The following is a 15,752-nucleotide window of genomic DNA, read 5'->3' as shown; positions in this document are numbered from 1 at the left end:
CATCCCATGCCCACCCTCTACCTCTTATTTTCTCACCAAATTACCCCCGAACAGCAAGCCGATGCGGAGGCTTCGTTAGGCGTGAGCCGATTGGAAGCTCTGCCTGCCGACTTGCAAGCACTGTTCAGCAATGTGCCGCCCGACTTGGAATCGCTGCGGGAGTACCTGCAACCTGTGCGCCAATGGCTGGCAGAGCGCGTGCAACCCGCTGATTTTGTGCTTATTCAGGGGGATTTTGGCGTAACCGTGTCGCTGGTGCACTATTGCATCTCCAACCGTTTGGGAACGCCCGTTTATGCCACTACGCAGCGCCGATCGGTGGATGCGGTGCAGCCCGACGGTTCGGTGGTTACGCAGCGCGTGTTCCGCCACTGCCGATTCCGGCGTTATGAGCAGTAGTGTAGAGCATTATATGATACTACCGATATTGATTCCCTACGGGAAATTTACTGCCGAAAGTTAACCAAATATGCTCCCTGCGCCGTAGGTGCTGCATATCGGTAGTAATTGAAATTCATATTGGCAATAAAATATAACCTGTCAATTTTTGAATATTGACTATCAAAAACTGAAAAATTAGCCTCTTTTTGCGCCTAAATCAGCACATCAAAAAAATTTTTTCTTACTGATTATCAGTGAGTTAAAAGATTTTTTGCGGGTATTTGGGAACGGATGGCACATTTCTGTTATTAAACATTGGCAAATAACAGAAAACATACGTTCACCTTATGGAAATCCAATTTGATGTGCTGCGCAATGCCTGCCTGCCTTTCGTGAAAAAAATGGTTATTCGTAACAGCGGCTCTTTGGAAGATGCCGAAGAAATTCTGTCTGATGCACTTTTGATTTACCTGAGTAAGGGCAAACCGGCCGATAAGGCCACACCGGCTACCTACGTATGTGCTGTGGCATGTCGGCTGTGGATGAAAGAACTCCGCCGCCGCCGCATTGCCCAAAGACACAGCCAACTGCTGAAATGGCATCGCGAACAAGAACAGGCCGCCCGCTGTGCCTACGAAGAAGAACAGGTACTTTGTGCCTTTGAAAACCTGCCCAACGACCGCAGCAAGCAAATTCTGACGGCCTTTTACCTTGACAAGATGAGCATGGTAGAAATTGCCCATCATTTTGGATTGTCTTCCGAAAACGCTGCCAAAAAGCAAAAATTCCGCGCCATTAACAATGTACGTGCGCTGTTGCGCAACGAACTGCCGCATGTATTTCATGCGGCGTAATGGCAACCTAACCCGTAAAATTTTTTAATCCTACCATAAAACCCTGATTATCAACATGAAAAATCCGATTGTATGGGCTGTGAGCCTGTTTTTATTCATCCTTGTAAGCGGACAAAGCCTTTGGGCGCAGAAGAATGTTGCGGTGTTTCGCTATATCGCCGGATGCGAAAAGAAGAAGACCGATGCGCGTTTTTCCGAATGGAGAGACATTGAAAGTACCATCAAAGTAGTCATGGATTTTGACAAAATGGTTATTCAATTCTACAACAAGGCAGAAACCAAATTTGATTTACTTGACCAGACCGATACCGGCAAAGACCGCGACGGGGACGATTATTTTGACTATGAGGCCATTGACGAAGAAGGTATCCGATGTACGGTGCGCATCATTGTAGATAAAGATGACAGCGACCAATGGTATTTGTATGCGTATTACAACAACTTAGCATTAGGTTTTGCTCTGCGTCGCTAACTGTTTTGCCCGATGAAACGCTTCTTTTGGATGCTGTGCCTGCTTGTGGTGGCAGGCACAGCCACTGCCCAGAACGATACCGACGTGCCGCCCGGCTTTTTCGGCGACAAAGAAAATGAAAACCTGCCCGTTCGGATTCAACCTGCACCCAACAACGGCAAAAGCAACGGCAGCAACGCAAGCAACGGCAATCGGCAACAAGAGGGCGCACCCGAACCCGACCCTGAAACGATGCGCACCTACATCCGTGTGGGGGCACTCTGCAAAGACGGCACGCGCAGCTACTCGGTCAATAGCGGCACTTGCTCGGGGCATGGCGGTGTTGCTTTCTGGCTCTACGGGCCGCAGGGAACGCCCCCCGATGCACCGCTGGAACGACTTGTGCAGATAGCACCCGGCCAAAAACGGCGCGGCAACTATCGGGCAATTCCGTTGGAGCAGCCCTACCCATCTCCCTATCAGCAGCAAGCCATGATTGAAGACGGACAGATGTACGGATGGCTTTACAAAAGCCGTCATCCTGCCGCCATTTTTGTTGATATTCTTATCATCGTGCTGGCCTTTTTGCAAGTGGGCTGGTTCATTCGCAAAGCCATTGAACGCTATAACAAATCCAATCAGCCATGACACAGATACACATCAATACCTACGGCGCTGCCGTCCACAGGGTACAGGGCAGTTTTGAAATTGTTACACAGGAAAACAAAACGCGCATTTCGCCCGACAAAATCCGCAGCTTAGTTATCAGCACTGCCGCCCGTATCAGTTCGGATGCCGTTTTGCTGGCCATTGAAAACGAAATTGAAATCCTGTTTACCGACCGCCGCGGCCACCCTGTCGGGCGCGTATGGAGTCATAAATACGGCAGCATCAGCACCATCCGCAAGCAGCAAATTGTATTTGCCAAAGGCCCTGCCGGCGGCGAGTGGGTGAAGGCAACCGCCATTCATCGCATCAGGGCACAACAGTCCATTTTGCGGGCTATCGGGCGCGACCGCCCCGCACAGGAAGGCCTCATCAGCGAAGTGCTCGCCCGCAAAGATGCTTTTGCCGACCGCATCCGCGAACTGCCGCCAACAGCCACCCAAGAGTGGGCAGCCACTTTGCGAGGCTACGAGGGTAACTCATCGCGCATCTATTTTGAAACGCTTTCGGAACTTTTGCCCGAACAATACCGCTTTGAAGCCCGCAGCCGTCGCCCGGCACAAGACCTGTTCAATGCTGCCCTAAACTATCTGTACGGCATATTGTACGGTAACGTAGAGGGGGCACTCATTAAAGCAGGCATAGACCCCTACTTGGGCGTGCTGCACGCCGACGAGTACAACCGCCCCGTACTTGCCTACGACTGCATAGAACGCTACCGCCACTGGGCAGAGGCAGTACTGATGCAACTTTGCTTCCGCCGCTTGCTTACGCCCAATATGGCCATATTTCAGCAAGGCGGCTACTGGATGGAGCCCGACGGCAAGCGCCTGCTGGCTACGGCTTTCAACGACTATCTGGCCGAAGTGATAGACTACAATCATCGCCGCCGCAGCCGATTGACACACATTCAGGACGATGCCCACGAACTGGCGCAGCAACTGCTCAAAATGGACACTGAAAATGTGTAGGGTAGGGAAGAGGTGTGCCCGTTGCGCATTGCTTGTAACTGCCCCAATAACCATTGGCAATCGCCTATGAAAGACCCCGTTGAACTGATGCGGCAGCTCAATAAATCGCTGCAAAGGCGCAACCAAGCGATTCACAATCGCCTGATGGGAACAAATGTGCCCCAAAAAACAGCAGAGGAGCCACCCCTGCCCGACGATGTGCCTCAGTCCCCCCCCGAAGATACTGCCGAAGATACCGCCACACCTACGGATGTGTTCGGCATATCGTTTTTCCTGATAGACGATGCTCCCCCTCAACCCGATGAAGCATGGGTAGAACAAACTGCGGCCATTGCCGAAAAGACCATACAAAAACGTGCACCGCGTCGCCCGCAAGGAATGCCCAAACCCGACAGCGACCAGTTGGCGGCTGCTACCGAGCGCGTGGAAGCCTTAAAAAGTTACTTTGCGCAACTCAAACCCAAACCCGTTGGCTATATGCTTTGCTTTGTTATGTACGACATTGAAGACAACCGCATCCGCAAAAAAATAGCGGACTATCTGATTGAGAAAGGTTTGCAGCGCGTGCAAAAGTCAGTATTTCTGGGACAATTGCACCAAAAAGCCTATCAGGAAATCTACCAAACCATGCACGCCCTGCAAGCCGCCTATGAAAATGAGGATACGATTATGATTGTGCCCGTTGCCGAACAAGACCTCCGCTCCATGCGCCTGATTGGGCGCGAAGTGGACATGGAAATTACACTGGGGCGGGCTAATACTTTGTTTTTTTAGCGTAAATTGCATTACCGAACGAGGGGGCGGAAAACCGACCACTCCGCTCTTTGGCTTATTGGAAAAGTCAAATAAAAAATAAGATAAATGCAGTGGCTGCAAAAAAGTTTGGGGAAAATTTCAAGCCAAGTATTTGGTTATCAGACCGATTTGCAGAGATTGCTGTCGGAGTACTCCCTTCAATAAGAGATGGATTGCGACATTTTTCCAATTGATAGTAAAAACTATCACGAAAGTCGGAGTACTCCCTTCAATAAGAGATGGATTGCGACATTTAACTTTTTATTATTAACTTTGTTTTCTCTGTCGGAGTACTCCCTTCAATAAGAGATGGATTGCGACCTTTTAGCATGTTTTTCCAATGGTATTAGGTATCTGTCGGAGTACTCCCTTCAATAAGAGATGGATTGCGACAAAATGTCCTCATTGCGAGATAGGGCGGTGTTGAGTCGGAGTACTCCCTTCAATAAGAGATGGATTGCGACTGGTACGATAAGCAATTTATATTACGACGAAAGTTGTCGGAGTACTCCCTTCAATAAGAGATGGATTGCGACTTCGTGAACGTAGCTGTAATACCTGAGCCCAAGTCTGTCGGAGTACTCCCTTCAATAAGAGATGGATTGCGACAATAAAAAATTGTGTGGACAGAGAACTATGTTCAGTCGGAGTACTCCCTTCAATAAGAGATGGATTGCGACTATATGGGTGTGAGTTTATGGATTGGAAGAAGAGAGTCGGAGTACTCCCTTCAATAAGAGATGGATTGCGACCTCCTATATTTGGGCCATCTAATATAACAAATCAAGTCGGAGTACTCCCTTCAATAAGAGATGGATTGCGACAAAGATAATCCTTACGATTGTACCTTGTCATATAGTCGGAGTACTCCCTTCAATAAGAGATGGATTGCGACTGGTTACCACTACTTTTACTTAAACTACTACCCGGTCGGAGTACTCCCTTCAATAAGAGATGGATTGCGACTTTGATTTGAAAACTAAAACTTTTATTCCTAAATGTCGGAGTACTCCCTTCAATAAGAGATGGATTGCGACAGCTTCTATCTCTTTGTGTGTCATTGGATAAAAAGTCGGAGTACTCCCTTCAATAAGAGATGGATTGCGACCCCTTATTATTTCAGGCATGACCACATCACAAGTGTCGGAGTACTCCCTTCAATAAGAGATGGATTGCGACTACAAGAAGGGTTTGATTTACTCTACCCTTCTTTGTGTCGGAGTACTCCCTTCAATAAGAGATGGATTGCGACTTTGATACCCTGCGAATGCCTGTTGGACAGGTTGTGTCGGAGTACTCCCTTCAATAAGAGATGGATTGCGACAGGGATCGTCTTTCCCTCTGAAGAATGTCATTCGGTCGGAGTACTCCCTTCAATAAGAGATGGATTGCGACCAAGAAGCCACCAACAAAGGTGTCATCGGGGGATAGTCGGAGTACTCCCTTCAATAAGAGATGGATTGCGACGGAATTTGCAATAGCCATGATTTTGAGTGTTTAGGTCGGAGTACTCCCTTCAATAAGAGATGGATTGCGACATTGTTTCAGACGGAACGTATTCAACGTTGTTAAGTCGGAGTACTCCCTTCAATAAGAGATGGATTGCGACACGTAATCATACGGGCCAAGGACGCGAAACTGACTGAGTCGGAGTACTCCCTTCAATAAGAGATGGATTGCGACTTTCCTATCAAGATACTTCTGAATCAATTCAGAGTGTCGGAGTACTCCCTTCAATAAGAGATGGATTGCGACATCTGTCAAATTTGAATGTTGATACTCTGACTTGTGTCGGAGTACTCCCTTCAATAAGAGATGGATTGCGACTTGTGTAAACGGGTCTTGTAAAATTAATTGTGAGAATGTCGGAGTACTCCCTTCAATAAGAGATGGATTGCGACTCTATAGACTTCGACCTGCCTTCCGTGTTTAACTATGTCGGAGTACTCCCTTCAATAAGAGATGGATTGCGACGTGTATTCTTGGTGCTTATAGCTTAAAGAAAGCTGTGTCGGAGTACTCCCTTCAATAAGAGATGGATTGCGACACAGTTCTCCCAACTTCATTTACAACTACAACCTGGTCGGAGTACTCCCTTCAATAAGAGATGGATTGCGACCAGCTGATTCTTTTTTTGATTTACAAGATTACCGTCGGAGTACTCCCTTCAATAAGAGATGGATTGCGACCGGCTTGGCAATTACAATGAACGAAACCATCCTCCCGTCGGAGTACTCCCTTCAATAAGAGATGGATTGCGACACCTTCGACGGTGGAAAGGCGGACATAGCGGTAGTCGTCGGAGTACTCCCTTCAATAAGAGATGGATTGCGACCGGGCCGGACGGATTTGCATCGGATTGGATTATCGTCGGAGTACTCCCTTCAATAAGAGATGGATTGCGACTCAAAGCGCTAGAAGTAGCATCTAACATCTCTTCGTCGGAGTACTCCCTTCAATAAGAGATGGATTGCGACACTCTCCACCAATCTTTTTTTTGGTGGGTGAGAGTCGGAGTACTCCCTTCAATAAGAGATGGATTGCGACTTGTGATTTTTTGTTTCATTTTTTCTTGCATTTAGTCGGAGTACTCCCTTCAATAAGAGATGGATTGCGACTAAGAACTTTCCGGATACAAGTTTTGCTAACGCTGTCGGAGTACTCCCTTCAATAAGAGATGGATTGCGACGGTATAAAAATGAATTGGCGAAAATCCTCCCCGTGTCGGAGTACTCCCTTCAATAAGAGATGGATTGCGACATTCGGAAAGGCGAGCTCTCCGATAAAGATTTGTACGGTCGGAGTACTCCCTTCAATAAGAGATGGATTGCGACGATTTTCTAATGATTTTTGAAATATTCATTATTTTAGTCGGAGTACTCCCTTCAATAAGAGATGGATTGCGACCCTGCCGACTCTACTGTTACTTTGCTGTACATAACTAGTCGGAGTACTCCCTTCAATAAGAGATGGATTGCGACTAAATAAGATCTTAATGGAAATCTATAAATACCTCTTGTCGGAGTACTCCCTTCAATAAGAGATGGATTGCGACAAGTGAGATGGTCATAAAATACACTCGTCGTTTGAATGTCGGAGTACTCCCTTCAATAAGAGATGGATTGCGACTGTTTTTTTTGCTGTTAAACATCTTTTTTAAATTTGTCGGAGTACTCCCTTCAATAAGAGATGGATTGCGACACTTTACTATACATAACTATACTGTTTTATACTTCAAGTCGGAGTACTCCCTTCAATAAGAGATGGATTGCGACTAAGCACCAAGGATACGCCATAGTTATACTATGATGTCGGAGTACTCCCTTCAATAAGAGATGGATTGCGACACGAGGCCGGGTGTAAGTTCACTTGTACTGTTGAAGTCGGAGTACTCCCTTCAATAAGAGATGGATTGCGACTCCCGTAGTGAGGAAAGAGTGGAATCTTTATCCGAAGTCGGAGTACTCCCTTCAATAAGAGATGGATTGCGACGCCCGGCCATCTTGCCGGCCGACTCCACTATAACTGTCGGAGTACTCCCTTCAATAAGAGATGGATTGCGACTTCCTCATCACCTTACGGTGCTAAAACCTATGGATAGTCGGAGTACTCCCTTCAATAAGAGATGGATTGCGACGCTAGTCTTGAAGAAGAAAAGTCATGAACGGCGCCAGTCGGAGTACTCCCTTCAATAAGAGATGGATTGCGACGTCTTAGCATGATACCACGATATATTTCTATCCGTCGGAGTACTCCCTTCAATAAGAGATGGATTGCGACTTTTTCATTATTTATTATGAAGGGGCTTCCTCGCTGTCGGAGTACTCCCTTCAATAAGAGATGGATTGCGACCCATCTTGCCGGGCGACTCCACTATGACTTTGCTATAGTCGGAGTACTCCCTTCAATAAGAGATGGATTGCGACAGAGGATAATCGCCTCCAACATGGAAAGCGATTGCGAGTCGGAGTACTCCCTTCAATAAGAGATGGATTGCGACACAATAAATTTGTCAGAAGTGAGAGGGCCACTTTGTCGGAGTACTCCCTTCAATAAGAGATGGATTGCGACACGAGGCCGGGTGTAAGTTCACTTGTACTGTTGAAGTCGGAGTACTCCCTTCAATAAGAGATGGATTGCGACCCGAAGACTGACACGTGGTTCGCAATGAACAGGCGTCGGAGTACTCCCTTCAATAAGAGATGGATTGCGACTAACGTCCACGGGGAGGACGTCGGCCAAGGTGTTGTCGGAGTACTCCCTTCAATAAGAGATGGATTGCGACTTGTCTTAACCGTAAGAGACTCTCTTCTCTCTTAATGTCGGAGTACTCCCTTCAATAAGAGATGGATTGCGACTTGTCTTAACCGTAAGAGACTCTCTTCTCTCTTAATGTCGGAGTACTCCCTTCAATAAGAGATGGATTGCGACTTTCACGGAGACTACTACTGTTGAACTGTACAATAGTCGGAGTACTCCCTTCAATAAGAGATGGATTGCGACTTTATTTCAACGGGGAGGGCTTCAGCCAAGGTGTGTCGGAGTACTCCCTTCAATAAGAGATGGATTGCGACGCTAAAAAATAATACCACGCGTGTTTCACGGAGAGTCGGAGTACTCCCTTCAATAAGAGATGGATTGCGACACTCCACTGTTATCTTGTTATACATAATTTTTTAATGTCGGAGTACTCCCTTCAATAAGAGATGGATTGCGACTCTTTTGAGGAGAAGGCGCCTATGATGGTAACTAGTCGGAGTACTCCCTTCAATAAGAGATGGATTGCGACAATAGTACAGGGAATGGAGAAACCTGTGTGTAAAAGTCGGAGTACTCCCTTCAATAAGAGATGGATTGCGACGTGAGGGGCCCCTTTGGGGGGGGGAAACTATAGTGTCGGAGTACTCCCTTCAATAAGAGATGGATTGCGACTTTATCCTCTTATATCTTTATTATTAAAGATAGAGGTCGGAGTACTCCCTTCAATAAGAGATGGATTGCGACATCTTGTTATACATTTTAATTAATTTTAGTTCAAGTCGGAGTACTCCCTTCAATAAGAGATGGATTGCGACACCTGCAAAGAGATTAGCCCACAATGTAAGTGTGGTCGGAGTACTCCCTTCAATAAGAGATGGATTGCGACAATATAAGCCAAATTATAATATTTAATTAAACTTTAGTCGGAGTACTCCCTTCAATAAGAGATGGATTGCGACAATGAGTATGGCACACTAACCCCCGCAGGGAACCCGTCGGAGTACTCCCTTCAATAAGAGATGGATTGCGACACTCCACCGTTATCTTGTTATACATTACATAGAGTGTCGGAGTACTCCCTTCAATAAGAGATGGATTGCGACTAATGGATCAAATCGATACTAAGATAAAAGAAAGTCGGAGTACTCCCTTCAATAAGAGATGGATTGCGACCTCCGTATCTTTTGTTACGTACAAATGGGTAACTCGTCGGAGTACTCCCTTCAATAAGAGATGGATTGCGACTGACTTACGTTCAGTGGTAGACTGGATGCAAGTAAGTCGGAGTACTCCCTTCAATAAGAGATGGATTGCGACCGTTTAGCATCTCGTTTTTATACCGACCCTTTCCCGGTCGGAGTACTCCCTTCAATAAGAGATGGATTGCGACAGGAATCGAACCTTCTCTGCAATAGTAGCTTGTAGTCGGAGTACTCCCTTCAATAAGAGATGGATTGCGACACTCGCAGCTATATAAAGAGTTATATTCTTCCAGTCGGAGTACTCCCTTCAATAAGAGATGGATTGCGACACTCGCAGCTATATAAAGAGTTATATTCTTCCAGTCGGAGTACTCCCTTCAATAAGAGATGGATTGCGACCACAGATGGTGGAAGCTCCACCACGCTCTGGTCAGTCGGAGTACTCCCTTCAATAAGAGATGGATTGCGACAACTTGTTCCAATTTTTGATTACTTAAGAACTTTGTCGGAGTACTCCCTTCAATAAGAGATGGATTGCGACACTATAGTACCTAGGCTAAGCCTATGTAAACTTTGTCGGAGTACTCCCTTCAATAAGAGATGGATTGCGACACTATAGTACCTAGGCTAAGCCTATGTAAACTAGTCGGAGTACTCCCTTCAATAAGAGATGGATTGCGACTGTGTATGGTTGTGCCATTACCTCATGTGGCTAATGGTCGGAGTACTCCCTTCAATAAGAGATGGATTGCGACAAAAGATCGCTGAATTTTAAAACTACCCAGAGTTGTCGGAGTACTCCCTTCAATAAGAGATGGATTGCGACTTTAACCGTAACTAACAGAGGATATTACCTACAAGGGTCGGAGTACTCCCTTCAATAAGAGATGGATTGCGACTTAGTATCATTTTCATATCTAACTCCAGTTATTACGTCGGAGTACTCCCTTCAATAAGAGATGGATTGCGACTCTCTTTTGTGTGTGCCCACGGATAATCCAATCCGTCGGAGTACTCCCTTCAATAAGAGATGGATTGCGACTGACAGCCCTTCGGCAAGTACGTTTTTATACCGAGTCGGAGTACTCCCTTCAATAAGAGATGGATTGCGACAAGGAATCGAACCTTCTCTTTGACAGTACAGTCAAGTCGGAGTACTCCCTTCAATAAGAGATGGATTGCGACGAGAGACTTTCTACCCATTATATTCTCGGGTACTGTCGGAGTACTCCCTTCAATAAGAGATGGATTGCGACCGGAAACCATTAATAATATGCCGGAACCTCAAAAAGGTCGGAGTACTCCCTTCAATAAGAGATGGATTGCGACTATTTTGTTATACATATATATAAAGTTTTTAGTACAGTCGGAGTACTCCCTTCAATAAGAGATGGATTGCGACTATTTTAACGTGGTCTTAGCATGGTTTACCACAATAGTCGGAGTACTCCCTTCAATAAGAGATGGATTGCGACCTATTAGGACTTCATGTAGAGCCCCTTTGCGACCGTCGGAGTACTCCCTTCAATAAGAGATGGATTGCGACTTAATATCGCTTCTAACTTGGATATTAAAATCTACAGGTCGGAGTACTCCCTTCAATAAGAGATGGATTGCGACATGAAGGAGCAGCTTGCTCTTCTTCTACCTGACTTGTCGGAGTACTCCCTTCAATAAGAGATGGATTGCGACAAGGCTTGGAGCCTTTTTCGAATAAGTTGTTTTTGTCGGAGTACTCCCTTCAATAAGAGATGGATTGCGACTTAATGTGACCTCTTGGTCACACACCTCTGAACAGGTCGGAGTACTCCCTTCAATAAGAGATGGATTGCGACCTTTACAATTTTGTGCATATAATATTGTTTTAGTGTCGGAGTACTCCCTTCAATAAGAGATGGATTGCGACATTAATGCCTTGTTCAATAGCGAGCTTTTTGAGAGTCGGAGTACTCCCTTCAATAAGAGATGGATTGCGACGTACTATTTGTGAGCATGGTTCCTAACTCACTTCGTCGGAGTACTCCCTTCAATAAGAGATGGATTGCGACTTTTGATGATTTCCGATGCAATCACCGTTTTGCCACCGTCGGAGTACTCCCTTCAATAAGAGATGGATTGCGACATTTACCCCAAATTGTTATGTATTTGGGGCAGACTGTCGGAGTACTCCCTTCAATAAGAGATGGATTGCGACATAAAACCATTCGCACATGCGTACGGAGGAATTGTGTCGGAGTACTCCCTTCAATAAGAGATGGATTGCGACCGTCGCGAAAAAATTGTGCGATGGGTTTTTCATAGTCGGAGTACTCCCTTCAATAAGAGATGGATTGCGACGTTTTTATTCATCTCGTGTAGGTAACGCAGAGTCTGTCGGAGTACTCCCTTCAATAAGAGATGGATTGCGACAAGTCTTATTTAACCATCACTTGTGCGAAAAGTGAGTCAGAGTACTCCCTTCACTATAAATATATCTTTCTTTACTTCTTATTGTTGCCAAATAGCCCTTTGAACGCTCTAAATTAAGGTTTTGAGCACAATTAAGCAAAACAAAACCATATAAATTCACAAAAAACATCTAAATTCGCGTATAGCATTTCCACCATTTAGCAAAGATTTATGCCCGATAAAAATGTCCATTTTTACTTGGTGCATCCCAAAAAAGATAAGTCCGCCATCTACCTGCGGTTCTATTACCACAGTCGGGCGCTGACCTGTTCAACAGGCATCAGCATTGAAACCCACATGTGGGATTTTAAAAAGCAAGCACCCAAAAAAAGCACCGCCCACTATACCACTTACAAAATCTATCTGGAACGGGTAGAACAGATTGTCATTGCCTATTACAAAAAAGCCCTTGAACAAGAAAAATTGCCTACGCCCGAAGAAATCCGCCTACACCTGCGCAACACCCTGAAAAACAATGCCGACAGCCTCTACAACTTCTTTGACTATCTGGAAGCCTACTACCAATGGCAGCAAGAAAACAAAACGCCTGAACTGACATTGAAACCCACCCGAACGCTGATTAACATGTTGCAAGAGTTTGAAACTCTTACAGGCTATCAGCTGACGTTCAAGCGCATCGACAAAACCTTTGAAGATAAATTCCGTGCCTATCTGCTGCAACGCAAAACTTCCCGCTACAAGGAAAAAGGCGTTCCCGAAGGGCTTTTGAATGCCACCATCGCCAAGTATTTCAGCAAGTTCAAGGCATTTATGAAATGGGCATTGGAAAAGGGCTACCACGACAATGAAGCCTTCCGCAACTTCAATGCAAGCCGACGGAACGATAAACCCCGCAGCGGGGGCAAAAATGATATTGTCGTACTGACCGAAGAGGAATTTGAACAACTGCGCGACTATGATTTCAGCACCCGCAAGCAACTGGAACAAGTGCGGGATTTGTTTCTCTTTGCCTGCTATACGGCACAACGCTGGAGCGATGTGGAAGCCTTCCGACCCGAACAGATAAAAGGCAATTACTGGGAATTTACCTCTTACAAAACCAAAGATTTTATCCGCGTGCCGTTGGTAGGCTGGTGCGGCGGTGCTTGGGACATCCTCAATAAATACAACGGCAACCTACCTAACCACATATCGCAGCATCGTTTTAATCACCTCATCAAAGAGGTGTGTCAGATAGCGGGTATTACGGCAACCGCACGCATCCAACGATACAGCGGCAATCAGTTGGTAACAATTGAATGCTCCAAGTACGAATTGGTGAGCAGCCATTGCGCACGAAGGACGGCAATTACGATATTGGGCACGCGGGGCATTCCGCTCAATGTATTGCAGCGCCTCACGGGGCATGACGATGTAGAAACGCTCATGAAGTACGTCAATACACCCGAAGATGCCTTAGAGCGCTGGCTGAGGCAGTTGGATGCGGCAAAAAAAGGCGGGGATTCATGAGGCAGAACGGGTATTTTGCAAAATAAATCACCCAAAAACAGGCATTCAAGTGCTCTTTCCACCTGCAAAAGCCCTAAAAACGACAAAAACTCGCTTGGAATGCGCTGGGGACTTGTTCGTAAACTGTTCGCAGAGCAAAAATCGGGTGATTTTTTTTGCAGAAGGGAAGGGCGGTTTTGTTGATTTTTTTGAGATTGCAAAGAACAGCACCGCCGTCAAACCGACATCTCGGCGCAAAATACCCTGCAAGGCAGTTGTTAGCTGTCCGCAAACTGTCATTGAACCTCAGGCAAGCCAAGCTCTCGCAAAAAGGATTGTGTTGGGCGGCTTGGGCACTCAGGGCGGAAAGTTGCATCTTCACTGAAACATCTCAAAGAGATGCTGTAATAACCTATGGGCTACTTGGCGGCTTGGTACTTTTCCCTGCGGTAGAAAAAACCGACAGCCGTACACTGATAGCCGCGCCCGGCACGAGTTGCCGCCACCAAATCCATGATGGCACGGGGCGCACGGCACAGCAACCCGCAGAGATTCTGCGGGAGGCGCTGGTGGAGTGATGAATTTCTCGTGTTTTAGTCTTGTTTATTGGCAAAGAAATAAGTAGTATTGCTGTAAGCATAAAGTGAGCCGAAAAGTTGCGTGTATGATGTTGCGCATTTGTATTGTCAGTTGGGTACATGCAGTACATGTCCTTATCAGGCAGGTTGTATTGACGCAATGCGTATTTCATATTGTCAATAGCGGCTAAAAGCCTAACTATGAGCAAGTTACTTGTTGTTAGGAAATTGCTTACTTATGTGTTGATTGATACGCAACATTGTTGCAGAGAAGTGCGTGAGTTGCGTATATTTATATGTTGTGGGCAAGCATAAACGAAAAACAACAGCGAAATGAAATTTAACACAGCGATATTTTACGACATAGAAAACCTCTTAAAGGGCTATGGTTTTGGACAACGAATAATACAAGGTTTGTCCCTCAAAGAAATTTTTAAACAAATTCAGGCAACGGAAGCCATCGGAAAAGTTGCAATTCAGCGTGCATATGCAAATTGGAGTGATGTTAGGTTGGGTTTTATGAAGAACGAACTTTTGGAGTTAGGAATAGAACCTATACAGGTTTTTGGCTTTTCATATGGTGGCAATAAAAATGTAGCAGATATTCAATTGGCAGTAGAAGTAACAGACTTAGTGCATACACACCCAACACTTGAAACTTTTGTAATCGTGTCAGGAGATGGTGGTTATGCTTCACTTGCAAAGAAATTGCACGAATATGGTAAAACTGTAATAGGCTGTGCATACGAAAAAGCGACAAACAAAGTCTTTGAAGCCGTTTGCGACAATTTTGTATGGATTGAAGACCCAGAAGATAGTGGGGACGATGCCTCAAACATTAGGATTACAGACAGCCGTGCATTAAGATTGATTGATAAGATATTCAAAATAGATGCAACGTATTCTGAAACTGATATTTGGGCAAAGATTAAAGAGATATTAGTTGTATTTCAAAGTTCAAGTGAATATAGACAAGAGTTAGAAGTCGGTATAAATCCCGCAGCACTTAGAGAACTAATAAATGGTGTCATAAAGGGCTTTGACCATACAAAATTAGGATTCGGCAAATTTGTTGAATTTCTCAACAAGGCTTTTGAAGGGACAGACTTGTCTGTTTATACAATTCCACCATCAGAAGTAAGAGTAGCATATAAAAACCGTAAACTCACAGGTTATACCTTGCTAAACTCTGCAAATTTGAAGCAAATTGCTAACTATGCAGATGTGCAAGCGTCAGACCCAAGAGTACAAAGAATGCAAAGGAAAGTACAAAGCATAAAAGCATCAGAAAGCCAAGATGTCATTCTTAAAAAAGTTAAGGAAGTTATTAGTTGGATTGAAAACGATACAGAGTTTAGTTCTGATTTGAGAATATCGGGTTGCAGTCCTTCCGTTCTCAAAGATGCAATAAATGTTAGTGTTATTGGTTTTGACCCGATTAAGTTTGGATATGCGAAATTTTTAGAATTCTTACGATTTGCCTTTACAGGCACATCATTAGGAATTTGGCAGAGCGACAAACTAAGTTCTGATGTAAAAGTAGGTTTCAGAAAAAATAGCATAAGAAATCATACATTAGACTTTTTGGAAGTTAAAATACTGAAAATCAATTGATTGAAAATTTCAACTTGTAATTATGTAAGCCTGCGGTTAATTGGAAATTTTCTAATATCTGCTCTTTTTGCTTCACTCTGCTT

The 15,752-nt window shown here is 45.1% G+C and carries 9 protein-coding genes and 1 CRISPR repeat array; all 9 genes read left to right on the top strand.

Annotated elements, in window-relative coordinates:
• The first annotated feature begins 6 nt into the window (after nt 1–6).
• Nucleotides 7–399, top strand: coding sequence for a CRISPR-associated protein Csx20 (gene csx20 / locus NDK19_RS00045; protein ID WP_250629775.1), 393 nt, complete (start codon nt 7–9; stop codon nt 397–399).
• A gap of 329 nt (nt 400–728) precedes the next feature.
• A complete protein-coding gene (locus NDK19_RS00040) occupies nt 729–1,235 on the top strand; it encodes a sigma-70 family RNA polymerase sigma factor (protein ID WP_250629774.1) in 507 nt (168 codons plus the stop codon).
• A 55-nt stretch (nt 1,236–1,290) separates the two neighbouring features.
• Nucleotides 1,291–1,707, top strand: a complete 417-nt coding sequence (locus NDK19_RS00035) for a hypothetical protein (protein WP_250629773.1) — start codon at nt 1,291–1,293, stop codon at nt 1,705–1,707.
• A 12-nt stretch (nt 1,708–1,719) separates the two neighbouring features.
• Nucleotides 1,720–2,334, top strand: coding sequence for a DUF3761 domain-containing protein (locus NDK19_RS00030; RefSeq protein ID WP_250629772.1), 615 nt, complete (start codon nt 1,720–1,722; stop codon nt 2,332–2,334).
• Nucleotides 2,331–3,323 carry a CRISPR-associated endonuclease Cas1 gene (gene cas1 / locus NDK19_RS00025; protein WP_250629771.1) on the top strand — a complete coding sequence of 331 codons (993 nt, stop codon included), beginning with the start codon at nt 2,331–2,333 and terminating at the stop codon, nt 3,321–3,323. The genes NDK19_RS00030 and cas1 overlap by 4 nt, the downstream gene beginning before the upstream one ends.
• Nucleotides 3,324–3,389: 66 nt before the next feature.
• Complete coding sequence (cas2, locus tag NDK19_RS00020) at nt 3,390–4,097, top strand: CRISPR-associated endonuclease Cas2 (protein ID WP_250629770.1); 708 nt, start codon at nt 3,390–3,392, stop codon at nt 4,095–4,097.
• A 164-nt stretch (nt 4,098–4,261) separates the two neighbouring features.
• Nucleotides 4,262–11,989: direct repeats of the CRISPR family, unit length 37 nt; unit sequence GTCGGAGTACTCCCTTCAATAAGAGATGGATTGCGAC.
• A gap of 210 nt (nt 11,990–12,199) precedes the next feature.
• The gene (locus NDK19_RS00015; protein ID WP_250629769.1) at nt 12,200–13,498 is read left to right on the top strand and encodes a site-specific integrase; all 1,299 of its coding nucleotides are present in this window, start codon (nt 12,200–12,202) and stop codon (nt 13,496–13,498) included.
• Between the two features lie 278 nt (nt 13,499–13,776).
• Nucleotides 13,777–14,055, top strand: coding sequence for a hypothetical protein (locus NDK19_RS00010; protein ID WP_250630200.1), 279 nt, complete (start codon nt 13,777–13,779; stop codon nt 14,053–14,055).
• A 333-nt stretch (nt 14,056–14,388) separates the two neighbouring features.
• Entirely contained in the window at nt 14,389–15,669 is a 1,281-nt protein-coding gene (locus NDK19_RS00005; RefSeq protein WP_250629768.1) for an NYN domain-containing protein, read from the top strand.
• Nucleotides 15,670–15,752: the final 83 nt, after the last annotated feature.

This window comes from Rhodoflexus caldus, assembly GCF_021206925.1.
Taxonomy (GTDB): Bacteria; Bacteroidota; Bacteroidia; order Cytophagales; family Thermoflexibacteraceae; genus Rhodoflexus; species Rhodoflexus caldus.
Note: the sequence above shows the minus strand (reverse complement) of the source record. Positions and strands in the feature narration are given on the sequence as shown.

What these genes read in the sequence shown, in the direction of transcription:
- NDK19_RS00030 (WP_250629772.1), top strand. Translation starts at nt 1,720, where the DNA reads ATGAAACGCTTCTTTTGGATGCTGTGCCTGCTTGTGGTGGCAGGCACA.
- NDK19_RS00035 (WP_250629773.1), top strand. Translation starts at nt 1,291, where the DNA reads ATGAAAAATCCGATTGTATGGGCTGTGAGCCTGTTTTTATTCATCCTT.
- cas2 (WP_250629770.1), top strand. Translation starts at nt 3,390, where the DNA reads ATGAAAGACCCCGTTGAACTGATGCGGCAGCTCAATAAATCGCTGCAA.
- NDK19_RS00040 (WP_250629774.1), top strand. Translation starts at nt 729, where the DNA reads ATGGAAATCCAATTTGATGTGCTGCGCAATGCCTGCCTGCCTTTCGTG.
- cas1 (WP_250629771.1), top strand. Translation starts at nt 2,331, where the DNA reads ATGACACAGATACACATCAATACCTACGGCGCTGCCGTCCACAGGGTA.
- NDK19_RS00005 (WP_250629768.1), top strand. Translation starts at nt 14,389, where the DNA reads ATGAAATTTAACACAGCGATATTTTACGACATAGAAAACCTCTTAAAG.
- csx20 (WP_250629775.1), top strand. Translation starts at nt 7, where the DNA reads ATGCCCACCCTCTACCTCTTATTTTCTCACCAAATTACCCCCGAACAG.
- NDK19_RS00015 (WP_250629769.1), top strand. Translation starts at nt 12,200, where the DNA reads ATGCCCGATAAAAATGTCCATTTTTACTTGGTGCATCCCAAAAAAGAT.